Here is a 23,048-nt window from a genome sequence, read left to right as displayed (position 1 = left end):
CCCACGGCGTCTGGTGCGTGCGCTCGCAAGGCGGAGGGTCGTCCTCGTACTGGACGTACTGGGACGAGCCCGACAACGCAGCGAGGGCGCGTGCCAGACGCCGTGGGCCAGGCGGGACTTTCGCAACACGCCCTAGAACCCGCCGCACCCCGTTCCACCGGTGCGTCGGATGACCGACCACGGCCAGGGGCCGGATCCATGATCACGGATCCGGCCCTTCGCCATGTCCGGAGGAGCCCGGGCCGGGAAATCCTTGACCAGGTGGATAGGCTCCAGCTGGCAAGCGCGTACACGCAGTAGCAGTACGGCGGCCGGGGCCGACGGGTGCGGCGCACGGCCGGGAACGACCACAACGGGGTGTGGCCCGGTGATCCGGGTCAGGAGGGGGACAGCGCATGAGCGAGCAGTCGACGGGGCACGCGGGGACGGCGGTCGCGGACGGGCCGGCGACGGGGGAGATGGTCGTCGTCGAGGACCTTCGCCGCACCTACGGCAGCGGGGAGACGGCCGTGCACGCGCTGCGCGGTGTCTCCTTCCGGGTGCCGCGCGGTGAGCTGGTGGCCCTCAAGGGCCGATCCGGCTCCGGCAAGACCACCATCCTCAACCTGGTGGGCGGCCTGGACTCGCCGGACGGCGGCCGGATCACGCTCGACGGCACCGACCTCGCCGGGCTCGGCGACAACGGCCTGCTGGCGCTGCGCCGCGACCGAATCGGCTTCGTCTTCCAGTCCTTCGGACTGATCCCGATCCTCACCGCCGCCGAGAACGTCGGCGTCCCCATGCGGCTGCGCAAGGTGCCGCCGCGCGAGCGCGAGGAGCGCGTGGAGCTGCTGCTGTCGCTCGTCGGGCTCTCCGACCACGCGGCCCAGCGCCCCGGCGAGCTGTCCGGTGGCCAGCAGCAGCGGGTCGCCATCGCCCGCGCCCTGGCCAACCGGCCCGTCCTGATCATCGCGGACGAGCCGACCGGTCAGCTCGACGCCGAGACCGGCCTCGCCGTCATGGAACTGCTGCGCGCCGTCGTCCGCAGCGAGGGCGTCACCGCCCTCGTCGCCACCCACGACGCCCAGCTGCTGGCCCTGGCCGACCGGGTGCTCGAACTGCGCGACGGCCGGATCGTCGACGAGAGCTGAGCCGGCGGCCTGAGCACCGGGGCTCAGCCGCCGTCCGCCGCCTTGAGCGTGGTGGCCACGCTCTGTCCCTGGAAACCGCTCCGCAGGGTGACCTTGCCGCTGCCGGACGTCCCGGCGGCGCCCGGCGGCGTGCCGGTGCAGGAACCCGGGCAGATGGCCGCGGATCCCGCCCAGGACGTCGCCCACCGAGCCGTCGTGCGGCAACCGCTCCTGGGCCGTCACCCGCCCGCGCAGGTCCACCACGGCGAAGGTGGTGTGCGGCAGCGCGATGTGCACCCCGCAGACGGCGTGGTGGGCGGGGTCGACGTCCACCGGCACCTGGGGGCGGCCGGCCCGTGGCGGACCGTCCGGCGGCGGCAGCTCGCGCAGCAGCCCGAGCCCGATCAGCTCGGCCGTGTGCCGGGAGACGGCGGCCGGGCTCAGCCCGGTGTCCCGCGCCAGCGCGGTCCTGGCCACCGGACCGCCCCGCAGCACGGCCCGCAGCACCGCCCCGGTGGCGCCGCCCTCGCCGCCGCGGCCGGCGGCCGGCGCGGGCACGGACGGCAGGGCGACGAGCCATGGCGGGCGGTCGGTGGAGGGCATGCGCCGATGCTCGCTGGCGGCGCGCGGCGGGTCAACGGTCCGGCGTTACGTCCGTATGGCAGTCCTGCGAACGCGGTTTGTCACACGCTGCCGCGGCCCATCGCGGCCCCCTGATGAACGGGGAACCCTGCGGCCGGCAAGGGTCCGGAGGGTCACCCGGAGGGGTTAAGGCGCCGTCAAGGTACTCCCCGGCGGCCACCCCGGTCCCATATGTCCCCTTCGGTCGTTCTAAGGTCGAGACAAGCGCCGCACGCGCGTCCGGGCGACAGGCGCATCCGAGCAGAACGATGGGGCCATGGCACGCGGCAAACTGCGCATCTACCTCGGAGCGGCCCCCGGCGTGGGCAAGACCTACGCCATGCTCTCCGAGGCGCACCGGCGTACCGAGCGTGGCACCGACCTCGTCGTCGCCTTCGTCGAGCACCACCGGCGCCCGCGCACCGAGGTGATGCTGCACGGCCTGGAGCAGATCCCGCGCCGGGAGCTGGAGTACCGCGACGCGGAGTTCACCGAGATGGACGTGGACGCGGTGCTCGCGCGGCATCCAGCGGTCGCGCTCGTCGACGAACTCGCGCACACCAATGTGCCCGGCTCGCGCAACGTCAAGCGCTGGCAGGACGTCGAGGAACTGCTCCAGGCGGGGATCGACGTCGTCTCGACGGTCAACATCCAGCACCTGGAGTCGCTGGGCGACGTGGTCGAGTCGATCACCGGCGTCCGGCAGCGCGAGACCGTGCCCGACGAGGTGGTGCGCCGTGCCGACCAGATAGAGCTGGTCGACATGTCGCCACAGGCGTTGCGGCGCCGGATGGCACACGGCAACATCTACGCCTCCGACAAGGTCGACGCGGCGCTGTCCAACTACTTCCGGCCCGGCAACCTCACCGCGCTGCGCGAACTGGCGCTGCTGTGGGTCGCCGACCGGGTCGACGAGTACCTCCAGGAGTACCGCGCCGACCACCGGATCTCCGCCGCCTGGCAGGCCCGCGAGCGGATCGTCGTCGGCCTCACCGGCGGACCCGAGGGCCGCACCCTGATCCGCCGGGCCGCCCGGATGGCGGCCAAGGGCTCGGGCAGCGAGATCCTCGCCGTCCACATCGTCCGCAGCGACGGGCTGGCCTCGGGCTCCGCCAAGGAGCTGGCCGCCCAGCGGACCCTGGTGGAGGACCTCGGAGGATCGTTCCACCACGTCATCGGGGAGGACATCCCCGAGGCCATGCTGGACTTCGCCCGTGGGGTCAACGCCACCCAGATCGTGCTCGGCACCAGCCGCCGCAAGGCCTGGCAGTACGTGCTGGGGCCCGGCGTAGGCTCCACCGTCGCCCGCGAGTCCGGCGACATCGACGTCCACATCGTCACCCACGAGCACGCCGCCAAGGGCCGCGGACTGCCCTCCGCGCGCGGCGCCAGCCTGGGCCGCTCCCGGGTCGTGGCCGGCTGGCTCACCGGGGTCGTGGGTCCCGTCCTGCTGGCGCTGCTGCTCACCAACTGGCACCCCGGGATGAGCCAGGCCACCGAGATGCTGCTCTTCCTGACCCTCACGGTCGCGGCGGCCCTCGTCGGCGGGCTGCTCCCGGCGCTGGCCTCCGCCTTCGCCGGATCGCTGCTGCTCAACTACTACTTCACGCCGCCCACCCACTCCTTCACCATCGCCGAGCCCGAGAACATCATCGCGATCGTGATCTTCGTCGTGGTGGGCCTCGCGGTGGCCTCCGTGGTGGACCTCGCGGCCCGCCGCACCCAGCAGGCCGCCCGGCTGCGCTCCGAGGCCGAGATCCTGTCGTACCTGGCCGGCAGCGTGCTGCGCGGCGAGAGCTCCCTCGAGGCCCTGCTGGAACGGGTCCGCGAGACGTTCGGCATGGACTCGGTGGTGCTGCTGGCCCGCGACAGCGACCACGGTGCCTGGACCCGGGAGGCCAGCGTGGGGGAGCGCCCCTGCCTGCGCCCCGAGGACGCCGACGTCGAGGTGCCGGTCAGCGACCGGCTCTCGCTGGCCCTCACCGGGCGGGTGCTGCCCGCCTCGGACCGCCGGGTGCTCTCCGCCTTCGCCGCGCAGGCGGCCGTCGTCATGGACCGGCAGCGGCTGGAGGGCGAGGCCGAGCACGCCCGCGAGCTGGCCGAGGGCAACCGCATCCGCACCGCGCTGCTCGCAGCCGTCTCCCACGACCTGCGGACACCGCTGTCGGCCATCAAGGCGTCGGTGTCGTCGCTGCGCGCCGACGACGTCGCCTGGTCCGACGAGGACGAGGCCGAGCTGCTGGCCGGCATCGAGGACGGCGCCGACCGGCTCGACCACCTGGTCGGCAACCTGCTCGACATGTCCCGCCTGCAGACCGGCACGGTCACCCCGCTGATCCGCGAGATCGATCTCGACGAGGTGGTGCCGATGGCGCTCGGCGGCGTCCCGGAGAGCAGCGTCGTCCTCGACATCCCGGAGAGCCTGCCGATGGTCGCCGTCGATCCCGGCCTGCTGGAGCGCAGCGTCGCCAACGTCGTCGAGAACGCCGTCAAGTACAGCTCCCCGGGGTCCAAGGTGGTGGTGGCCGCCAGCGCGCTGGGCGACCGGGTGGAGGTGCGGGTCGTCGACCGCGGCCCCGGGGTGCCGGAGACCGCCAAGGACCGGATCTTCGAGCCCTTCCAGCGCTACGGCGACGCACCGCGCGGCAACGGCGTGGGCCTGGGCCTCGCGGTCGCCCGCGGCTTCGCCGAGTCCATGGGCGGCACGCTGGTCGCCGAGGACACCCCCGGCGGCGGCCTGACCATGGTGCTCACCCTCCAGGCCGCCCTCGGCGGCCGTCCGGCCCGCCCGGACCTGCCGGCGGGGGCGACGTCGTGAGGGCGGGCAGCAGCACCGTGACCGACGCGACCGAAGCAGCTGACACGACCGATGTGACGGTGACCGATCCGACCGATGTGACCGATGTGACCGAGAAGAGGAACTCCATGTACCGGGTGCTCGTGGTGGACGACGAGCCGCAGATCGTGCGCGCGCTCGTGATCAATCTGCGGGCCCGCAAGTACGAGGTCGACGCCGCCCACGACGGCGCGAGCGCGCTGCAGCTGGCCGCCGCCCGCCACCCCGATGTGATCGTCCTGGACCTCGGCCTGCCGGACATGGACGGCGTCGAGGTGATCCGGGGGCTGCGCGGCTGGACCCGGGTGCCGATCATCGTCCTGTCGGCCCGCCAGACGTCCGACGAGAAGGTCGAGGCGCTCGACGCCGGAGCGGACGACTACGTCACCAAGCCGTTCGGCATGGACGAGCTGCTGGCCCGGCTGCGGGCCGCCGTCCGCCGGGCGGCGCCCGGCGGGCCCGAGGACGACGCCGCGACGGTCGAGACCGAGACCTTCACCGTCGACCTGGCGGCCAAGAAGGTCAACCGGGGTGGCGCCGACGTCCGGCTCACCCCGACCGAGTGGCATCTGCTGGAGGTCCTGGTCCGCAACACCGGGCGGCTGGTCAGCCAGAAGCAGCTCCTGCAGGAGGTGTGGGGGCCCTCGTACGGCACCGAGACCAACTACCTGCGGGTCTACATGGCGCAGCTGCGCCGCAAGCTGGAGGCGGATCCCGCGCATCCGCGGCATTTCATCACGGAGCCGGGCATGGGCTACCGCTTCGAGCACTGAAAAGCCCCTTCGGGCACTGAACGGACATCCGCGGGGCGGTGATCGGCCGTCCGGCGTACCGGACGCCTTGTCGGCCGGGCCCGGTACGCTGGATACATGAGTGGTGCCACCCGTTCGGACCGACCCACCGGCCGCTTCCGGCGCATGATAGACCGCCTGTCGTCCTCCCAGGAGGAGCTGCACTCCGAGGAGCTGCAGAAGGACGCCCTGTCCGTCGGCTGCACGCGGATCTGCGACTGCGGAGACCGGCAGATAGTGACGGTGACCGGTAGTCTGCGCACGGTCACACTGCGACCACGGGCCGGAGTGCCCGCGCTGGAGGCGGAGCTGTTCGACGGCTCCGCAGCCCTTGACGTGGTGTGGCTGGGACGCCGCAGTATCAGCGGGATAGAGCCGGGGCGCAAGATCATCGCTTCGGGCCGGATCTCGATGAACCACGGCCGTCCCGTCCTGTTCAATCCCAAGTACGAACTGCGTCCGGTCGGACAGGAGTAGTCGGTGGCGTCGATCGACAAGCAGACAGAGGACCCGCGGACCGGGGAGGGTACGGACGGCGATTCCAAGGCGATCACCGAAGCCGCTCTCTTCGAGGCGTTCGGCGGCATCCGGGGCATGGTGGAGACCACCGTGCCCGGCCTGGTCTTCGTCCTGATCTACACGATCAACAGAGATATCCACATCGCGGCCATCGCCGCGCTCAGTCTTTCCGTGCTGCTCGGGATCGCCCGGCTGGCCCGCAAGGACACCCTCAAGCACGCCTTCAGCGGTGTCTTCGGGGTGGCCTTCGGCGCGGTCTTCGCGATGATGTCCGGCGATGCCAAGAACTTCTACCTGCCCGGGATGCTGTACACCCTCGGGCTGGCCGTCGCGTACATCGCCACCGCCATCGCGGGCGTCCCGCTGCTGGGCCTGATCCTCGGCCCGGTCTTCAAGGAGAACCTCTCCTGGCGCAAGCGCAACCCCGGCCGGCTGCGCGCCTACACCAAGGCCAGCTGGGCCTGGGGGCTGATCCTGCTGGCCAAGTCGGCGATCCTCTTCCCGCTGTACTGGTGGGGGGACGCCACTCAGCTCGGCTGGGTCAAGGTCGCGCTGGGCATCCCGCCGATGCTGCTGTCCGTCTACCTGACGTGGATCTTCCTGTCGAAGGCTCCGCCGCCGATCAACGTGATCGCCGAGATGGAAGCCGAGGAAGAGGCGAAGAAGGCCGCCGCCGCGTCCTGACCTCGGCGTATTCCGCTCGATTCCGCTCATCCCCGCTCATCATGACGACGGGCGCCCCGGACCTTCCCGGTCCGGGGCGCCCGTCGTCATGACCGGTCCTGTCAGTCCTCGCGCTGGACGGACAGCAGGTCCTCCAGCTGCTCCTCGCGGTGCGGTGCGGCGACGAACAGCAGCTCGTCACCGGCCTCCAGCGCGTCGTCCTTGGACGGCGTGAGCACCCGGTTGCCCCGGATGATCGTCACCAGCGAGGTGTCCTGCGGCCACTCCACGTCGCCGACGCGGGTGCCGACCAGCGCGGCCTCCGGCGGCAGGGTGAGTTCCACCAGGTTGGCGTCGCCCTGGCTGAAGCGCATCAGCCGCACGAGATCGCCGACGCTCACGGCCTCCTCGACCAGCGCGGACATCAGCCGCGGGGTCGAGACGGCCACGTCGACGCCCCAGGACTCGTTGAAGAGCCATTCGTTCTTGGGGTTGTTGACCCGGGCCACGACCCGCGGCACCCCGTACTCGGTCTTCGCGAGCAGCGAGACGACGAGGTTGACCTTGTCGTCACCGGTGGCGGCGATGACCACGTTGCAGCGCTGCAGCGCCGCCTCGTCCAGCGAGGTGATCTCGCAGGCGTCGGCGAGCAGCCACTCGGCCTGCGGTACCCGCTCCACCGAGATGGAGGTGGGATTCTTGTCGACGAGCAGGACCTCGTGCCCGTTCTCCAGCAGCTCGGCCGCGATCGAGCGGCCGACCGCGCCGGCTCCGGCGATGGCGACTCTCATCAGTGCGCCTCCTCAGGACCCTTGGCGCACGCGGCCTCGACCTCGGCGACTCCGTCCGTGCGCATCATCACGTGCACCAGATCGCCTTCCTGCAGCACCGTCTGGGAGGAAGGCAGCATCGCCTCGCCCAGCCGGGTGAGGAATGCCACACGGACCCCGGTCTCGTCCTGCAGTTTGCTGATCTTGTGACCCACCCAGCCGGGCGAGGTGTGCACCTCGGCGAGCTGCACACCGCCGCTCGGGTCCCGCCACAGCGGCTCGGCGCCCGAAGGCAGCAGCCGGCGCAGCATCTGGTCCGCGGTCCACCGCACGGTGGCCACGGTGGGGATGCCGAGCCGCTGGTAGACCTCGGCACGCCGTGGGTCGTAGATCCGGGCGGCCACGTTCTCGATACCGAACATCTCCCGGGCCACCCGGGCCGCGATGATGTTGGAGTTGTCGCCGCTGCTGACCGCCGCGAAGGCGCCTGCCTCCTCGATTCCGGCCTCGCGAAGCGTGTCCTGGTCGAACCCGACTCCGGTCACCCGGCGCCCGCCGAACCCGGATCCCAGACGGCGGAAAGCCGTCGGGTCCTGGTCCACCACAGCGACCGTATGACCTTGCTGTTCGAAGGATTGCGCAAGAGTGGAACCCACCCTTCCGCAGCCCATAATCACGACGTGCACGCCCGTCCTTCCGGCTGTCAACATTTTTGGCCGATACCCGATAAGCGTCTCAGACCGCGGCCCAAGCTACACACGCTTGCACCCCAGTGGGAGGTTGCGGACGGCCCGAGCGGGACTTTGCCTTCTCTTAGGAGGGTGGCGGTCGCATGCACGTACGGCGCAGCGCTTACCATCCTCTCCGTGCCCAAACTGACTGACCTGCCGAAACGGATCTTGATCGGCCGCGCCCTGCGCAGCGACAAGTTGGGAGAAACCCTCCTCCCTAAGAGGCTGGCGCTTCCGGTGTTCGCCTCCGACCCCCTCTCGTCGGTCGCGTACGCGCCCGGCGAAGTGCTGCTGGTCCTGTCGATCGCGGGCGCGTCCGCCTACCACTTCAGCCCGTGGATCGCGGTCGCGGTCGTCGTGCTGATGTTCACCGTCGTGGCGTCGTACCGGCAGAACGTGCACGCGTACCCGTCCGGCGGCGGTGACTACGAGGTCGCCACCACCAACCTCGGGCCGAAGGCCGGTCTCACCGTCGCGAGCGCGCTGCTCGTCGACTACGTGCTGACCGTCGCCGTGTCCGTCGCCTCGGGCATCGAGAACCTCGGCTCGGCCGTACCGTTCTTCGCCACCCACAAGGTGCTGGGCGCGGTCAGCATGATCTTCCTGCTGATGGTGATGAACCTGCGCGGGGTGCGCGAGTCCGGGTCGATCTTCGCGATCCCGACCTACGCGTTCGTCGCCGGCGTCTTCGCCATGATCGTCTGGGGCTGCATCAAGATCGCCACCGGCGCCACCATGGAGGCGCCCACCGCGCATTACACGATCCATGCCGAGGTCAGCGGCATCAGCGGCTTCGCCCTGGTCTTCCTGCTGCTACGGGCCTTCTCCTCCGGCTGTGCCGCGCTCACCGGGGTCGAGGCCATCAGCAACGGCGTCCCGGCGTTCCAGAAGCCCAAGTCGAAGAACGCCGCCACCACGCTCGCCGCCATGGGCGTGCTCGCCGTCACCATGTTCTGCGGCATCATCGCGCTGGCCATGTACACCAACGTCCGGATGGCCGAGAACCCGGCGACCGACCTGCTGGTCGACGGCAAGCCGGTGGGCCCCGACTACACCCAGGACCCGGTCATCGCGCAGGTCGCGGAAGCCGTCTTCGGGCACAACTCGATCCCGTTCATCTTCCTGGCCGCCGTCACCGCGCTCGTCCTGTTCCTGGCGGCCAACACCGCGTACAACGGCTTCCCGGTCCTCGGCTCGATCCTCGCCCAGGACCGCTACCTGCCGCGCCAACTGCACACCCGTGGCGACCGGCTCGCGTTCTCCAACGGCATCGTGGTGCTGGCCGGCTTCGCCGCCGTCCTGGTCTACATCTACGGCGCCGACTCGACCCGGCTGATCCAGCTGTACATCGTCGGCGTCTTCGTCTCGTTCACGCTCAGCCAGATCGGCATGGTCCGGCACTGGAACCGCCATCTGCGCAGCGAGACCGACACCGCCAAGCGCCGCCACATGCACCGGTCCAGGGCGATCAACACCTTCGGCGCCTTCTTCACCGGCATGGTGCTGATCATCGTCCTGCTGACGAAGTTCACGCACGGCGCCTGGGTCGCGGTCCTCGGCATGGTGCTCTTCTACGGGATGATGACCGCCATCCGGCGCCACTACGACCGGGTGGCCGAGGAGATCGCGGCGGGCGACGAGCGCACCGACGAGGAGGTGCGCCCGTCCCGGGTGCACTCGATCATCCTGGTCTCCAAGGTCCACAAGCCGACGCTGCGCGCCCTGGCCTACGCCAAGCTGATGCGCTCCGACACCCTCGAAGCGCTCAGCATCAACGTCGACCCGGCCGACACCAAGGCCCTGCAGGCCGACTGGACCCGGCGCGGCATCGACGTACCGCTGAAGGTCCTGGACTCGCCCTACCGCGAGATCACCCGGCCGATCATCGAGTACGTGAAGGGCCTGCGGCGGGCCAGCCCGCGCGACGTGGTCAGCGTCTACATCCCCGAGTACGTCGTCGGCCACTGGTACGAGCACCTGCTCCACAACCAGAGCGCCCTGCGGCTCAAGGGCCGGCTGCTGTTCACCCCGGGCGTCATGGTCACCTCGGTGCCGTGGCAGCTGGACTCCTCCGAGCGGGCCAAGGTCCGGGCGCGCAAGCGTGCCGACTGGAACGCCCCCGGCGCGATCCGGCGCGGCCCGGTCAGCCCGCCGAAGCGGGACAAGGAACACACCGGCCAGAAGTAGGCCGTAAGGCGGGGGGTGCGGCGGGACGTAGACTGGTGAGCTGCCGTTCTACGGTCCCGCCCGCACCACCCCGCCGCACCACCTCTCGCAGGAGCCTGTTCATCATGCAGAACCGTACGAAGGAACAGGCCGACGAGCTGGTCGGGGAGCGCTACGAGGTCGAGGTCGGGCCCGTCGCGCACGGCGGTCACTGCATCGCCCGTCACGAAGGACGGGTGCTCTTCGTCCGGCACGCACTGCCGGGTGAGCGCGTCGTCGCCAAGATCACCGAGGGCGGACCGGACTCCAAGTTCCTGCGCGCCGACGCCGTGGAGATCCTCCAGGCGTCCCCCGACCGCGTCCCGGCGCCCTGCCCGTACTCCGGCCCCGGCGCCTGCGGCGGCTGCGACTGGCAGCACGTCGCCCCCGGCGCCCAGCGCCGGCTGAAGGTCGACGTCATCACCGAGCAGCTCAGCCGCCTCGCGGGTCTGAGCCCGCAGGACGCCGGCTGGGACGGCACCGTCGAGCCCGCGCCCGGTGACAAGGGCGTCGAGGGCAAGGTGCCCGCGTGGCGCACCCGCGTGCAGTTCGCCGTCGACGCCGAGGGCTACGCGGGACTGCGCCGCCACCGCTCGCACGAGATCGAGCGGATCGACCAGTGCCTGATCGCGGCGCCCGGTGTCACCGAGCTCGGCATCGAGACCCGTGAGTGGCCGGACACCGCGTCCGTCGAGGCCATCGCGGCAACCGGCTCCAACGACCGCCAGGTCATCGTCACGCCCACCCCCGACGGCCGGCTGCCGATCGTCGAGCTGGACCGGCCGGTCTCGGTCGCCCGCGTCGACGAGCAGGGCGGCGTACACAAGGTGCACGGCCGTGGCTTCGTGCGCGAGCGCGCCGTCGGCCGCACCTGGCGGGTCGGCTCCGGCGGCTTCTGGCAGGTCCACCCGCAGGCCCCCGACCTGCTGGCCGAGGCGGTCCTGGACGGCCTCCAGCCGCGTGACGGCGACACCGCCCTCGACCTGTACTGCGGCGTCGGCCTGTTCGCCGGCGCGATCGCCGAGAAGGTCGGCGAGACCGGCGCGGTGCTCGGCATCGAGTCCGGCAAGCGCGCGGTGGAGGACGCCCGGCACAACCTGGCCGATCTGGAGCGTGTGCGGATCGAGCACGGCAAGGTCGAGACCGTACTGCCGCGCACCAAGATCACCGAGGCCGACCTGATCGTCCTCGACCCCCCGCGGGTCGGCGCCGGCAAGTCCACCGTCAAGCACCTCGCCTCGCTCGGCGCCCGCCGCATCGCCTACGTGGCCTGCGACCCGGCCGCGCTCGCGCGCGACCTGGCGTACTTCGCGGAGGCGGGCTACAAGCCGGTGTCCCTGCGCGCCTTCGACCTCTTCCCGCTCACGCACCACGTGGAGTGCGTCGCGATCCTGGCGCCGGTGGCGAAGTCGGCCTGAGGCTCCGGGCCGCCCGGGTTCCGGCGCGGCCGGTCCCGGGTTACTCGGCCGCCATCGCGGTGAGCTTGAGCACCGTGTTCCAGTTGCGGGCCGTCGCGGTCACCCCCAGTTTCCTGTCGGTGAACAGCAGGGCGAGACGGGACTTCTGGATGCCGGTCGGCAGGTGCAGATAGATCTCGTTCGGGGCCTTGGGGTCGGCGAGGCGGAACTCCTCCGGGGTGTAGGCCGCGGGATCGATGGCGGTCAGCCGCTCCTGTTCCGGCGGGCCGGACAGGAAGGTCACCAGGAACCGGGACGGGTCGACGCCTTCCATGTCGAAGGGATTCTGCTCGACCACCCGCTGGAGATCGGCGCCGTCCCGCACGAGGCAGCGGATGATGAGCCCCAACTCCTCGGTGATGCGTGCCTCCAGGCCGGTGGCCAGCGCGGCCGGGTCGGCCCGGGGGTGGCCGAAGACGGCGTTGCCGCTCTGGAGATGGGTTCTGACGTCCGTACAGTCCAGCCCGGTCAGCAGCTCGCGCAGGGTCTGCATCGGCACCTTGTTCTTGCCGCCCACATTGATCCCGCGGAGCAGCGCCACATAGCTCGTCACGCGGCCCACCGTAGACCAGGGGTCGGACGATGCCTCTGACCTCTGACCTCTGACCTCTGACCTCTGACGTCTGACCTCTAACCTCAGGCTTCGGTGACCGGGGCGCGCCCGAGCAGGCCGGTGGGGTGTGGTTCGGCCGCTTCGACGACCACGGCCGTGAGGCCGGTGTCGGTCCAGGTCTCGTGGTCCTCGCCGGCCGCCCAGCAGGCAGCCTGGCCTGCGGTGATCGGAACCGCTCTGCCTTCCGCGCCACTCACCCAGCCGTCGCCCGCGACCACGGTCAGCGCCTGCGGGATCGTCGCCTGATGCCGGCCGAGGCGGCCGCCGGGGGCCAGGTGCATGAGGGCCACCGCGACCACGGGTGACGCGGGCCCGGATGGCGTTCCGGGGCCGGCGTTCCGGTGGATGCTCACGTGGCGCACGCCGTGGCTGCCGAACGAGGTCAGATCGATGCCCGCTGCGGGGCCGGAATCCTTGATCTCCATACCGTCATCCTGCCGGGCTTCGCCCGTTCGGAGGACGTGGGGGCTGACGTAACGGTTCGGCAGGAGTCGCGCTGGCTACGTTCGCGGATATGAACTTCACGAGTGAGCGTCCCGCTGTCACCGAACTGCGGTTGTCCGCCTTCAAGTCGCACCGGGGCGCGAGCTTCGCGCTGGGTCCGCTCACCCTGCTCGCCGGCGCCAGCGGGACAGGGAAATCGAGCGTCCTGGAGGCGCTGACCGCGCTGGGGCGGCTGGCCGGCGGAGAGACGCTGAGCGAGGTTTTCGACGGATCCGGGAACGGGTCCGGGTCCGGGAACGGGACGGGAAGCGTGCGGGGCGGGGCCGCGGCCTGCGTGCCGCAGGGTGCGCAGCCGGACGCCGAAGGGCGGCGCGGATTCCGGATCGGCTGCACGGTCACCGGACCCGTCGGACCGGTCCGGCTGGATGTGGCCGTGCAGGCCGAGCCCGAACTGCGCATTGTCGGCGAGCGGTTGACCGGCGGCGGGGAGACGCTGCTGACCACCGCGCTGCGCGATCCGGAACGGCGCACCGTCCAGGCGGCGTGGCACACGGCGGGCCTGGTGCCCGTCACCCGCGCGCCACTCCCCGACGATCTGCTGGCGACGGCGCTGCTGCCGCTGCGCGTCGCGGGCCGCACCGAGGGCCAGCGGCTGGTGCTGGCTGCGGTGGAACAACTGGTGCTGGCGTTACGCGGGGTGTTCCCGGTGGAGCCGCGGCCGGAGACGATGCGGGCGCCGGTGGACGCCGGGGACGGGATGCTCCGCCGAGGCTGCGAGAACCTCTCGGCGGTCCTGGCCAGGACCGAAGGCGAGTGCCGTACACGGCACGCGGCGCTGGTGCGGGCGATGCGGGAGGTCTGCAGCCCGCCGGTCGACGGGCTGACCGTCCTGCGGTCCCGGGCGGCCGGCGCCGATTCGGGGGCCGAACTGCGGTCCGTGATCGCGGCGGTGGACCGCGGGCCGCTGGGGCTGGTGCCGGTGGACCGGCTGGGCGACGGGGAACTGCGCTTCCTGGCCATCGCGTTGGTCCTGCTGACCGGGCCGGGAGTGCTGGCGGTCGACACGAGCGCCGAACTCCTCCCGGCCGCCCAGGTGCTGACCGTGCTCAGCGACGGCTTCGATCTGGGGATGGACCGCCGGCAGACCCGTGAGCTGCTCGCTCTGGCGGGCATGGCGGCCGGCCGCGGCCATATCCGGCTGCTGGGCGCGGTGCACGACGCCTCCGTCGCCGAGGGGTTGGGCGGGGTGTCGGTCATCGACTTCGTCCGCCCGCGGCGGCCGGAGCAGGCGGGGGCGGAGGCGGAGGCGGAGGGGGCGGCCGTCGGGGATCCCGGAACCGAGCCGCGCAAGGAGCCCGGAACCGGGACGGGGCCGGAAGCGGGGGAGGGTGCCGGGGAGCGGGTGCCCGCGCGTTCGGCGCCGACCATGCGGTAGACCTGTGCGGATGAGCGAGGATCTGCAGGCGCTGCAGCGCCGTCTGACCGCCTTCGCGGCGGCCAGGCGCTGGCAGCAATATCACGTACCCAAGAACCTGGCCGCGGCGTTGAGCGTCGAGGCGTCCGAACTGCTGGAGATCTTCCAGTGGATGACCCCGGAGGAGGCGGGCCGGGTGATGGAGGACGCCGGGACCGCGCACCGGGTGGAGGACGAGGTGGCGGACGTCCTGGCGTATCTGCTGCAGTTCTGCCAAGTGCTGGAGATCGATGTGCTGAAGGCGCTCTCGGCGAAGATCGACCGCAATGAACTGCGCTTCCCGATGCCGGCGGAGGACGAGGGACCGGGCACGCTTCATCCGACCGGGTGACCGGGATATCCACAACCGGCGAGTAATCCACAGGCGCGGGGACCCCCCTTCCGCTCGCGGCCATCGACCGTCACTCTGGGTAACAGGTCGGTAGCACGCAGCGGCAGGGGGAGTACATCATGGACGCGGTACGGCTCATCCTGGCCACCCGGCACGCCCTCGAACAGGCGTGGCAGGTTCAGGACCTGATCACGGAGGCGTGGCAGGCGCAGGCACTCGCGGAGGCGGTGGGCGGCCATCTGGCCCTGCACGGACCGCCGGAGCTGCGGGCCGCCGGGTTCACTGTGTGCGAGCCGGGTGGCGGCCGGGCCTGCGGACCGGCCGGGCTCTCGGGGCTGCCGGGCGCCCGACCGGAGACCGTCCGGGCGTCGATACTCACCTGCGTGCGGGAACCGGCCCGTGCGCTGACGGAACTGCGGGACCTGCTCTCGGAGCTGGGCGCTGCCCTCGTGGGGCTGGCCTGCTCCGCGGAGGAGGAGGCGGTGTACTGGCAGTGCATCGACGCCATGGACGCCGCCGAGGAATCCAAGGACCGGGTCTGCGCGCTGCTCGGCGCGCTCGGTTCATGAGGCCGCTCGGTTCGTGAAGCCGTTCGGTTCGTGAAGCCCGCGGCTCAGGAGACGGGTCCGGTTGGCCCTGGACACACCCACCGGTGCACAAGATCGACGACGTCTTGACGCGTGGTTGACGTGCGGGGCGGTCCGGCGTGGAGGATGGGAGGCATGGATCTTCGCATTTTCACCGAGCCCCAGCAGGGGGCCACCTACGACACCCTCCTCACGGTTGCCAAGGCCACCGAGGACCTCGGATTCGATGCGTTCTACCGCTCCGACCACTACGTGAGCATGGGTGGCGGAGACGGGCTGCCGGGCCCGACAGACGCCTGGATCACCCTGGCCGGGCTGGCCCGCGAGACCCGCCGTATCCGGCTCGGCACCCTGATGACGGCCGGCACCTTCCGGCTGCCGGGCGTGCTCGCCATCCAGGTCGCGCAGGTGGACCAGATGTCGGGCGGGCGTGTCGAACTCGGACTGGGCGCCGGCTGGTACGAGAAGGAGCACACCGCGTACGGCATCCCGTTCCCGAAGGAGAAGTTCGGCCGGCTGGAGGAGCAGCTGGCGATCGTGACCGGTCTGTGGGCCACGCCGGTCGGGGAGACCTTCGACTTCGACGGGACGTACTACCAGCTCAAGGACTCGCCCGCGCTGCCCAAGCCGGTCCAGACGAAGATCCCGGTGCTGATCGGCGGGCACGGTGCCAAGCGGACCCCGGCGCTCGCCGCCCGTTACGCGGACGAGTTCAACATCCCGTTCGCCTCCGTCGAGGACAGCAGGCGGCAGTTCGGCCGGGTGCGTGAGGCGGCCGAGGCGGAGGGGCGCAAGAAGGACGAGCTGGTGTACTCCAACGCCCTGGTCGCCTGCGTCGGCAGGAACGACGCCGAGGTCGCGCGCCGTGCCGCGGCCATCGGCCGGGAGGTCGACGAGCTGAAGGCCAACGGGCTGGCGGGGTCCCCGGCCGAGGTGATCGACAAGATCGGTCAGTACGCCGCGACCGGCTCCACCCGCTTCTATCTGCAGATCCTCGACCTGGGCGATCTGGACCATCTGGAACTGATCTCCGCCGAGGTCCAGTCCCAACTCACCTGAACCGAACCGAACCGAACCGAACTGAACTCACCTCACCTCACCTGCACTGAACCGACCTGATCTGACCCTTTGAACGAACCTCCGGTGCACCCGATCCGGGGCCGAAGCAAGGAGCGACCGTCATGCCGCCCGACCTGACCCTGGGCACCCCGCTCGTCCTGGACGGCGGGCTGTCCAACCAACTCGCCGCCCAGGGCTGTGATCTGTCCGACCCGCTCTGGTCGGCCCGGCTGCTGGCCGACGCGCCCGAGCAGATCGAGGCGGCGCACGCGGCCTATGTCCGGGCGGGTGCGCGGGTGCTCATCACCTCCAGCTACCAGGCGACCTACGAGGGCTTCGCCCGCCGGGGGACCGGTCGGGAGGAGGCGTCGGCGCTGCTGCGGCGCAGCGTCGAGCTGGCGCGGAGCGCCGCGGGCGGCCGTACCGACGTGCTGGTGGCGGCGTCCGTCGGCCCGTACGGGGCGATGCTGGCGGACGGCAGCGAGTACCGGGGGCGGTACGGGCTGAGCGTGCGGGAGCTGGAGCGCTTCCACCGGCCGCGGATCGAGGCGCTGGCCGAGGCAGGGCCCGATCTGTTCGCCCTGGAGACGGTGCCGGACACGGACGAGGCGGAGGCACTGCTGCGCGCGGTCGAGGGGATCGGGGTGCCGGTCTGGCTCTCGTACAGCATCGACGGCGACCTGACCCGCGCCGGGCAGCCGCTGGAAGCGGCCTTCGCACTGGCCGCCGGGCGGGACGATGTGGTGGCGGTCGGCGTCAACTGCTGCGCCCCGCGGGACGCCGACCACGCCGTGGCACTCGCCGCGGAGGTCTCCGGCAAGCCCGTCGTGGTTTATCCGAACAGCGGCGAGGAGTGGGACGCCCAGGCCCGGAAGTGGCAGGGCGAGGTGACCTTCGAGGCTTCCCGGGTCCGCGACTGGCGGTCCGCGGGAGCCCGGCTGATCGGCGGCTGCTGCCGGGTGGGGCCCGAGCAGATCGCCGCGCTGGCGGAGGTGATGCGCCACGAGGTGTGACACCCTGCCGGGCACGCGCCCGGTGCTCGCCGGACACCGGCAGGGCTACCGCCCTGCCACCGTGGATCCCGCCCCACACGTCCATCCGGTACCGGGGCGTGCGCCGGGCGTGCGAGGCGCCTGTGAGAGGGGAAGGACTGTGTCCATGGGCTTTCACGTGGATTCCGAGGCCGGGCGGCTGCGCCGCGTCATCCTCCATCGACCCGACCTTGAACTGAAGCGGCTCACCCCGTCCAACAAGGACGCGCTGCTCTTCGACGACCTGCTGTGGGTGCGCCGGGCGCGCGCGGAGCACGACGGCTTCGCGGATGTGCTGCGCGACCGCGGGGTCGAGGTCCATCTCTTCGGGGATCTGCTCCGGGAAGCGCTGGCGGTGCCGGAGGCGCGGGCGCTGGTGCTGGACCGGGTCTTCGACGAGAAGCAGTACGGGCCGCTGGCCACCGATCATCTGCGCGCGTCGTTCGACGAGCTGTCCGTGCCCGACCTGGTCGAGGCGCTGGTCGGCGGGATGACCAAACGGGAGTTCCTCGAGCGGTTCGCCGAGCCGATCTCGGTGCTCTTCCACGCCATGCGCCTGGACGACTTCCTGCTGAACCCGCTGCCGAACCACATCTTCACCCGGGACACCTCCGCCTGGGTCTACGACGGGGTCAGCATCAACGCGATGCGCTGGCCGGCCCGGCAGCGCGAGACCGTGCACTTCGAGGCGATCTACCAGCACCATCCGCTGTTCGCCGGCGGTGACTTCCACATCTGGTCCGAGGGGCAGGCGGCATATCCGTCGACCATCGAGGGCGGTGACGTCCTGGTCATCGGCAATGGGGCGGTGCTCATCGGGATGAGCGAGAGAACCACCCCGCAGGCGGTGGAGATGCTCGCGCAGGGGCTGTTCGCGGCGGGTTCCGCCCGCACGATCGTGGCGCTGGACATGCCGAAGAAGCGGGCCTTCATGCATCTGGACACCGTGATGACCATGGTGGACGGCGACACCTTCACCAAGTACGCCGGGCTGGGGATGCTGCGCTCGTACTCGATCGAGCCCGGAGCGGGGGACCGGGACCTGAAGGTGACCGATCATCCGGCCGAGCACATGAACCGCGCGATCGCCGCGGCGCTGGGCCTGGACGACATCCAGGTGCTGACCGCGACGCAGGACGTGCACTCGGCGGAGCGCGAGCAGTGGGACGACGGATGCAACGTGCTCGCCGTCGAGCCGGGGGTGGTGGTGGCCTACGAGCGGAACGTCACGACCAACACCTTCCTGCGCAAGCGCGGTATCGAGGTGATCGAGATCCCGGGGAGCGAGCTGGGCCGGGGGCGCGGCGGCCCGCGCTGTATGAGCTGTCCCATCGAACGCGAGGCGGTCTAGGCACGGAAAAGCAGATCTGTATAAACATGTCATTGATCGTATAGACTTCCAAGGTCCTCCCCTCTGCCGCTACCTAGGAGTCCCCATGGCCATCGACCTCAAGGGTCGTCATTTCCTCAAGGAGCTGGACTTCAGCCCCGAGGAGTTCCGCCACCTGGTGGAGCTGGCGGCCGAGCTGAAGTCGGCCAAGCGGGCGGGGACCGAGGTCCGGCGGCTGGCCGGCAAGAACATCGCGCTGGTCTTCGAGAAGACCTCGACCAGGACCCGCTGTTCGTTCGAGGTCGCGGCCGCCGACCAGGGCGCGAGCACCACCTACCTCGACCCCTCCGGCTCGCAGATCGGGCACAAGGAGTCGGCCAAGGACACCGCGCGGGTGCTCGGGCGGATGTTCGACGGCATCGAGTACCGGGGCGCGGGACAGGCGATCGTCGAGGAACTCGCGCAGTACGCGGGTGTGCCGGTCTGGAACGGTCTCACCGACGAGTGGCACCCGACCCAGATGCTCGCCGATGTGCTCACCATGTCCGAGCACACCGACAAGCCGCTCGGCGAGACCGCCTACGCCTACCTCGGCGACGCCCGCTACAACATGGGCAACTCGCTGCTCATCACGGGCGCGCTGCTCGGTATGGACGTCCGGATCGTCGCGCCCCGGCAGCTGTGGCCGCAGGACTCGGTGGTCGCCGAGGCCCGCCGGCTGGCGGAGACCACCGGCGCGCGCGTCACCCTCACCGAGGACGTCGCTGAGGGCGTGCGCGGCGTGGACTACGTCCACACCGATGTGTGGGTGTCGATGGGGGAGCCCAAGGAGGTCTGGGACGAGCGGATCGAACTGCTCGGCCCGTACGCGGTGACCATGGACGTGCTCCGCGCCACCGGCAACGCCGACGTGAAGTTCCTGCACTGCCTGCCGGCCTTCCACGACCTCGGGACGAAGATCGGCCAGGAGATCTACGAGCGGCACGGCCTGACCTCGCTCGAAGTCACCGACGAGGTCTTCGAGTCCGCGCACTCCGTCGTGTTCGACCAGGCGGAGAACCGGATGCACACCATCAAGGCGATCCTGGTGGCCACGCTGGCCTGACGGCGCGGCCCGGATCCCGGTGGTCCGCCCCGCCGCCCGCGCGGATCCCGGCGGCACCCGCTCGGGGCGCCCGCGCGGATCCAGCGGCACCGCCGCCGATATCTCGCACTCGTGACGGCGGTCACAGATGAGTGATAACTTCGCTCTGCGGGCGTCCGCACCCCCTCCCCCCGCCAAGGAGGACGTGCCTTGAGTCCCTATCCGAGCTCAGCGAGCCCCACCGGCCAGTGGAAACACCTGCGGGTGGAGCGCGCCGGTGGCGTCGTCACCGTCACCCTCGACCGCCCCGACAAGCTGAACGCCCTCACCTTCGGCTCCTATGCCGACCTCCGGGACCTGCTCGCCGAGCTGGCGCACGACGGGAAGACCCGGGTGCTGGTGCTGTCCGGTGCGGGCCGCGGTTTCTGCTCCGGTGGTGACGTGGACGAGATCATCGGCGCCACCCTCGGCATGGGCACAGGCGAGCTGCTCGGCTTCAACCGGATGACGGGCCAGGTCGTGCGGGCGATCCGCGAGGCACCGTTCCCCGTCATCGCCGCCGTGCACGGGATCGCGGCGGGCGCGGGTGCCGTGCTCGCCCTGGCCGCCGACTTCCGGATCGTCGAGCCGACGGCCCGGTTCGCGTTCCTCTTCACCCGGGTCGGGCTCGCCGGGGCCGACATGGGGGCCGCGTACCTCCTGCCCCGCATGGTCGGGCTCGGCCACGCCACCCGGCTGCTGATGCTCGGCGAGACGGTCGGTGCCGAAGAGGCGGAGCGCATCGGGCTGGTCAGCCAGACGGCGGCCGAAGGAGAGGCCGACGCCGTGGCCGCCGCGCTGGCCGAACGGCTGGCCGCCGGCCCCTCGCTCGCCTACCAGCAGACCAAGGCGCTGCTCACCGCCGAGCTCGACATGCCGCTGGCGGCCGCCGTCGAAATGGACGCCGCCGCCCAGGCACTGCTCATGACCAGCGCCGACTACGCCGAATTCCACGCCGCGTTCACCGCGAAGCGCCCGCCCCGCTGGGAAGGGCGCTAGCCATGCGGATCGCGGTCATCGGCGGCGGCCCCGGCGGCCTGTACGCGGCCGCCCTGCTCAAGCGCCTCGACCCCGCGCGCGACATCACCGTCTGGGAACGCGGCGCCCCCGACGACACCTTCGGCTTCGGCGTCGTCCTGTCCGACGAGACGCTCGGCGGCATCGAGCACGCGGACCCGGTCGTCTTCCGCGCCCTGCAGGCGGAGTTCACCCGCTGGGACGACATCGACGTGCACTTCCGCGGCGAGGTGGTCACCTCCGGCGGGCACGGCTTCGCCGCCCTCGACCGGCGCCGGCTGCTGACGATCCTGCACCAGCGGTGCCGTGACCTCGGCGTCGAGCTGCGGCTGCGCGAGACCGGCCCCGCCGCCGTGGAGCTCGCCGCGACCCACGACCTCGTCATCGCCGCCGACGGTGCCAACAGCACCACCCGCGCCTCGCACGCCGATGTCTTCCGGCCGCGGCTCACCGGCCACCGCTGCCGCTACATCTGGCTCGGCAGCGACCTCCCCCTGAACGCCTTCCGATTCGAGATCGCCGAGACCGAGTACGGCGTCATGCAGGGGCACGCGTATCCGTACCGCGAGGGCGCCAGCACGTTCATCGTCGAGATGCGGGAGGACGTCTGGCTGCGCGCGGGGTTCGACCGGCTCGACGAGGCGGAGTCGATCGCCCGCTGCGAGAAGCTCTTCGCCGGCTGCCTGGACGGCCACGCGCTGCACGGCAACCGCTCGCGCTGGGGCGCGTTCACCACCGTCGTCAACGAGCGGTGGTGGCATGAGCGGACCGTACTGATCGGCGACGCCGCCCACACCGCGCACTTCTCCATCGGCTCAGGCACCAAACTCGCCATGGAGGACGCGCTCGCGCTCGCCGCCTGCCTGCAGGAGCAGCCGGACGTGCCGGCCGCGCTGACGGCGTACGAAACCGAGCGCAGACCCGTCGTCGAAAGCACCCAGCGCGCGGCCCGCGCCAGCCTCGAATGGTTCGAGCAGGTCGCGCAGTACACCGGACAGCCGCCGCTGCAGTTCGCCTTCAACCTCCTCACCCGCAGCCGCCGCGTCACCCATGACAATCTGCGGCTGCGCGACCGGGGCTTCACCGACGCCGTGGAACGGGACTTCGGCACCGAACCCGCAACCCCGCCGATGTTCACCCCCTTCCGGCTCGGCGCACTGACCCTGCGCAACCGCGTCGTCGTCTCGCCGATGGACCTGTACTCGGCCGTGGACGGCACCCCTGGCGACTTCCACCTCGTGCACCTCGGCGCGCGGGCACTCGGCGGCGCCGGCCTCGTCATGACCGAGATGGTGTGCGTCAGCCCGAACGGCCGCATCACCCCCGGCTGCGCCGGCCTGTACACCGACGAGCACGAGACGGCCTGGCGGCGCGTCACCGACTTCGCCCACACGCAGTCGTCCGCCGCCATCGGCCTGCAACTCGGCCACAGCGGGCGCAAGGGCTCCACCCGCCTCATGTGGGAGGGCATGGACGAACCGCTCCCGGACGGGAACTGGCCGCTCGTCGCCCCCTCCCCGCTGTCCTACCGGCCGGGCGTCAACCAGGTGCCGGGCGAGCTCGACTCGGCCGGTCTCGCCGCCGTCCGCGAGGAGTTCACGGCGGCCGCCGCGCGCGGCGCCCGCGCCGGCTTCGACCTGCTGGAACTGCACTGCGCGCACGGCTATCTGCTTTCGTCCTTCCTCTCCCCGCTCACCAACCACCGCACCGACGCCTACGGCGGCGACCTCGACGGGCGGCTCCGCTACCCGCTGGAGGTCTTCGACGCGGTCCGGGCCGTCTGGCCGCAGGACCGCCCGATGACCGTCCGTATCTCCGCGACCGACTGGGCGCCGGGCGGCACCACCGAGGACGACGCCGTCGCCATCGCCCGCGCCTTCGCGGCCCACGGAGCCGACGCCATCGACGTCTCCACCGGCCAGGTCGTCGCCGACGAGCGCCCTCAGTACGGCCGCTCGTACCAGACCCCGTTCGCCGACCGCATCCGCAACGAGCTCGGCGTCCCCGTCATCACCGTCGGCGCCATCTCCTCCTGGGACGACGTCAACTCCCTCCTCCTGGCCGGCCGCACCGACCTCTGCGCGCTGGCCCGCCCCCACCTCTACGACCCGAACTGGACCCTGCACGCCGCAGCCGAACAGAACTACCGCGGCCCGGCCGCCCCCTGGCCGCAGCAGTACGCGGCAGGCAGCCGCCGCCCCCCGAGCGGCCGCACGGACGCCCCGAAGCCCCGGCTCACGCTCTAGCCGCATCAGCCGAGGCTCACACGCCAGGTGCATCAGCCGCCCCTCACACTCCAGGTGCGTTGATCAACGAGCGGTGCGGACGGACCACCGC

At 71.3% G+C, this 23,048-nt stretch carries 21 protein-coding genes; 17 read left to right on the top strand and 4 right to left on the bottom strand.

Features of this window, described 5'->3' with window-relative positions:
- The first annotated feature begins 395 nt into the window (after window positions 1–395).
- From C6N31_RS35945 to C6N31_RS35920, 6 genes are all read left to right on the top strand, one after another.
- The gene (locus C6N31_RS35945) at window positions 396–1,130 is read left to right on the top strand and encodes an ABC transporter ATP-binding protein (RefSeq protein ID WP_138356510.1); all 735 of its coding nucleotides are present in this window, start codon (window positions 396–398) and stop codon (window positions 1,128–1,130) included.
- Window positions 1,131–1,217: 87 nt separating this feature from the next.
- Window positions 1,218–1,826, top strand: a complete 609-nt coding sequence (locus C6N31_RS35940) for a hypothetical protein (protein ID WP_138356511.1) — start codon at window positions 1,218–1,220, stop codon at window positions 1,824–1,826.
- A gap of 181 nt (window positions 1,827–2,007) precedes the next feature.
- Entirely contained in the window at window positions 2,008–4,548 is a 2,541-nt protein-coding gene (locus tag C6N31_RS35935) for a DUF4118 domain-containing protein (RefSeq protein WP_138356512.1), read from the top strand.
- Between the two features lie 107 nt (window positions 4,549–4,655).
- Window positions 4,656–5,339, top strand: coding sequence for a response regulator (locus tag C6N31_RS35930; RefSeq protein WP_138356561.1), 684 nt, complete (start codon window positions 4,656–4,658; stop codon window positions 5,337–5,339).
- A 96-nt stretch (window positions 5,340–5,435) separates the two neighbouring features.
- Window positions 5,436–5,834, top strand: coding sequence for an OB-fold nucleic acid binding domain-containing protein (locus C6N31_RS35925; RefSeq protein WP_138356513.1), 399 nt, complete (start codon window positions 5,436–5,438; stop codon window positions 5,832–5,834).
- A gap of 3 nt (window positions 5,835–5,837) precedes the next feature.
- Entirely contained in the window at window positions 5,838–6,560 is a 723-nt protein-coding gene (locus C6N31_RS35920) for a DUF3159 domain-containing protein (RefSeq protein ID WP_138356514.1), read from the top strand.
- Between the two features lie 101 nt (window positions 6,561–6,661).
- Here C6N31_RS35920 and C6N31_RS35915 read toward each other — a convergent pair whose 3' ends face one another.
- Together C6N31_RS35915 and C6N31_RS35910 are read right to left on the bottom strand one after the other, a co-directional pair.
- Window positions 6,662–7,330 (bottom strand): potassium channel family protein, encoded by a 669-nt coding sequence (locus tag C6N31_RS35915; protein ID WP_138356515.1) that lies wholly within the window; start codon window positions 7,328–7,330, stop codon window positions 6,662–6,664.
- Entirely contained in the window at window positions 7,330–7,995 is a 666-nt protein-coding gene (locus C6N31_RS35910) for a potassium channel family protein (protein WP_138356516.1), read from the bottom strand. Before C6N31_RS35910 ends, C6N31_RS35915 begins: the two co-directional genes overlap by 1 nt.
- Before the next feature lie 180 nt (window positions 7,996–8,175).
- Here C6N31_RS35910 and C6N31_RS35905 point away from each other — a divergent pair, with 180 nt between their 5' ends.
- Together C6N31_RS35905 and C6N31_RS35900 are read left to right on the top strand one after the other, a co-directional pair.
- A complete protein-coding gene (locus C6N31_RS35905) occupies window positions 8,176–10,227 on the top strand; it encodes an APC family permease (protein WP_138356517.1) in 2,052 nt (683 codons plus the stop codon).
- A gap of 104 nt (window positions 10,228–10,331) precedes the next feature.
- Entirely contained in the window at window positions 10,332–11,663 is a 1,332-nt protein-coding gene (locus tag C6N31_RS35900) for a class I SAM-dependent RNA methyltransferase (protein WP_138356518.1), read from the top strand.
- Between the two features lie 40 nt (window positions 11,664–11,703).
- Here the strand turns inward: C6N31_RS35900 and C6N31_RS35895 are convergent, their stop codons facing one another.
- Both C6N31_RS35895 and C6N31_RS35890 read right to left on the bottom strand, forming a co-directional pair.
- Window positions 11,704–12,255: a DUF1697 domain-containing protein gene (locus C6N31_RS35895; RefSeq protein WP_198359092.1), complete on the bottom strand. Its 552-nt coding sequence runs from the start codon at window positions 12,253–12,255 to the stop codon at window positions 11,704–11,706.
- An 83-nt stretch (window positions 12,256–12,338) separates the two neighbouring features.
- On the bottom strand, window positions 12,339–12,740 hold the full coding sequence (locus C6N31_RS35890; protein ID WP_138356520.1) for a hypothetical protein: 402 nt from the start codon (window positions 12,738–12,740) through the stop codon (window positions 12,339–12,341).
- An 89-nt stretch (window positions 12,741–12,829) separates the two neighbouring features.
- Between C6N31_RS35890 and C6N31_RS35885 the strand changes: the two genes are divergently transcribed.
- The 9 genes from C6N31_RS35885 (at window position 12,830) to C6N31_RS35845 (ending at window position 22,957) form a co-directional block, all read left to right on the top strand.
- A complete protein-coding gene (locus C6N31_RS35885; protein WP_232486069.1) occupies window positions 12,830–14,194 on the top strand; it encodes an AAA family ATPase in 1,365 nt (454 codons plus the stop codon).
- Window positions 14,195–14,204: 10 nt separating this feature from the next.
- Complete coding sequence (locus tag C6N31_RS35880) at window positions 14,205–14,564, top strand: nucleotide pyrophosphohydrolase (protein ID WP_138356521.1); 360 nt, start codon at window positions 14,205–14,207, stop codon at window positions 14,562–14,564.
- Between the two features lie 119 nt (window positions 14,565–14,683).
- Entirely contained in the window at window positions 14,684–15,133 is a 450-nt protein-coding gene (locus C6N31_RS35875; protein WP_138356522.1) for a DUF6099 family protein, read from the top strand.
- Window positions 15,134–15,286: 153 nt separating this feature from the next.
- On the top strand, window positions 15,287–16,210 hold the full coding sequence (locus C6N31_RS35870; RefSeq protein WP_138356523.1) for an LLM class F420-dependent oxidoreductase: 924 nt from the start codon (window positions 15,287–15,289) through the stop codon (window positions 16,208–16,210).
- A 122-nt stretch (window positions 16,211–16,332) separates the two neighbouring features.
- Window positions 16,333–17,223: a homocysteine S-methyltransferase gene (gene mmuM, locus C6N31_RS35865; protein ID WP_138356524.1), complete on the top strand. Its 891-nt coding sequence runs from the start codon at window positions 16,333–16,335 to the stop codon at window positions 17,221–17,223.
- Window positions 17,224–17,368: 145 nt separating this feature from the next.
- Window positions 17,369–18,592 carry an arginine deiminase gene (locus C6N31_RS35860; RefSeq protein WP_138356525.1) on the top strand — a complete coding sequence of 408 codons (1,224 nt, stop codon included), beginning with the start codon at window positions 17,369–17,371 and terminating at the stop codon, window positions 18,590–18,592.
- A gap of 85 nt (window positions 18,593–18,677) precedes the next feature.
- Window positions 18,678–19,676 carry an ornithine carbamoyltransferase gene (argF, locus tag C6N31_RS35855; protein WP_138356526.1) on the top strand — a complete coding sequence of 333 codons (999 nt, stop codon included), beginning with the start codon at window positions 18,678–18,680 and terminating at the stop codon, window positions 19,674–19,676.
- Between the two features lie 189 nt (window positions 19,677–19,865).
- A complete protein-coding gene (locus C6N31_RS35850; protein ID WP_138356527.1) occupies window positions 19,866–20,693 on the top strand; it encodes an enoyl-CoA hydratase family protein in 828 nt (275 codons plus the stop codon).
- Between the two features lie 2 nt (window positions 20,694–20,695).
- Window positions 20,696–22,957, top strand: a complete 2,262-nt coding sequence (locus tag C6N31_RS35845) for a bifunctional salicylyl-CoA 5-hydroxylase/oxidoreductase (RefSeq protein ID WP_198359091.1) — start codon at window positions 20,696–20,698, stop codon at window positions 22,955–22,957.
- Window positions 22,958–23,048: the final 91 nt, after the last annotated feature.

The organism is Streptomyces fildesensis (assembly GCF_016107395.1).
Lineage (GTDB): Bacteria > Actinomycetota > Actinomycetes > Streptomycetales > Streptomycetaceae > Actinacidiphila > Actinacidiphila fildesensis.
The sequence above is the reverse complement of the archived record's forward strand: the minus strand, read 5'-3'. Positions and strand labels throughout refer to the sequence as shown.

Bases quoted from the DNA above. Each gene is read 5' to 3' on its own strand.
- C6N31_RS35945 (WP_138356510.1), top strand. From the start codon at position 396: ATGAGCGAGCAGTCGACGGGGCACGCGGGGACGGCGGTCGCGGACGGG.
- C6N31_RS35935 (WP_138356512.1), top strand. From the start codon at position 2,008: ATGGCACGCGGCAAACTGCGCATCTACCTCGGAGCGGCCCCCGGCGTG.
- C6N31_RS35930 (WP_138356561.1), top strand. From the start codon at position 4,656: ATGTACCGGGTGCTCGTGGTGGACGACGAGCCGCAGATCGTGCGCGCG.
- C6N31_RS35925 (WP_138356513.1), top strand. From the start codon at position 5,436: ATGAGTGGTGCCACCCGTTCGGACCGACCCACCGGCCGCTTCCGGCGC.
- C6N31_RS35915 (WP_138356515.1), bottom strand. From the start codon at position 7,330: ATGAGAGTCGCCATCGCCGGAGCCGGCGCGGTCGGCCGCTCGATCGCG.
- C6N31_RS35900 (WP_138356518.1), top strand. From the start codon at position 10,332: ATGCAGAACCGTACGAAGGAACAGGCCGACGAGCTGGTCGGGGAGCGC.
- C6N31_RS35890 (WP_138356520.1), bottom strand. From the start codon at position 12,740: ATGGAGATCAAGGATTCCGGCCCCGCAGCGGGCATCGATCTGACCTCG.
- C6N31_RS35885 (WP_232486069.1), top strand. From the start codon at position 12,830: ATGAACTTCACGAGTGAGCGTCCCGCTGTCACCGAACTGCGGTTGTCC.
- C6N31_RS35880 (WP_138356521.1), top strand. From the start codon at position 14,205: ATGAGCGAGGATCTGCAGGCGCTGCAGCGCCGTCTGACCGCCTTCGCG.
- C6N31_RS35875 (WP_138356522.1), top strand. From the start codon at position 14,684: ATGGACGCGGTACGGCTCATCCTGGCCACCCGGCACGCCCTCGAACAG.
- C6N31_RS35870 (WP_138356523.1), top strand. From the start codon at position 15,287: ATGGATCTTCGCATTTTCACCGAGCCCCAGCAGGGGGCCACCTACGAC.
- mmuM (WP_138356524.1), top strand. From the start codon at position 16,333: ATGCCGCCCGACCTGACCCTGGGCACCCCGCTCGTCCTGGACGGCGGG.
- C6N31_RS35860 (WP_138356525.1), top strand. From the start codon at position 17,369: ATGGGCTTTCACGTGGATTCCGAGGCCGGGCGGCTGCGCCGCGTCATC.
- argF (WP_138356526.1), top strand. From the start codon at position 18,678: ATGGCCATCGACCTCAAGGGTCGTCATTTCCTCAAGGAGCTGGACTTC.
- C6N31_RS35845 (WP_198359091.1), top strand. From the start codon at position 20,696: ATGCGGATCGCGGTCATCGGCGGCGGCCCCGGCGGCCTGTACGCGGCC.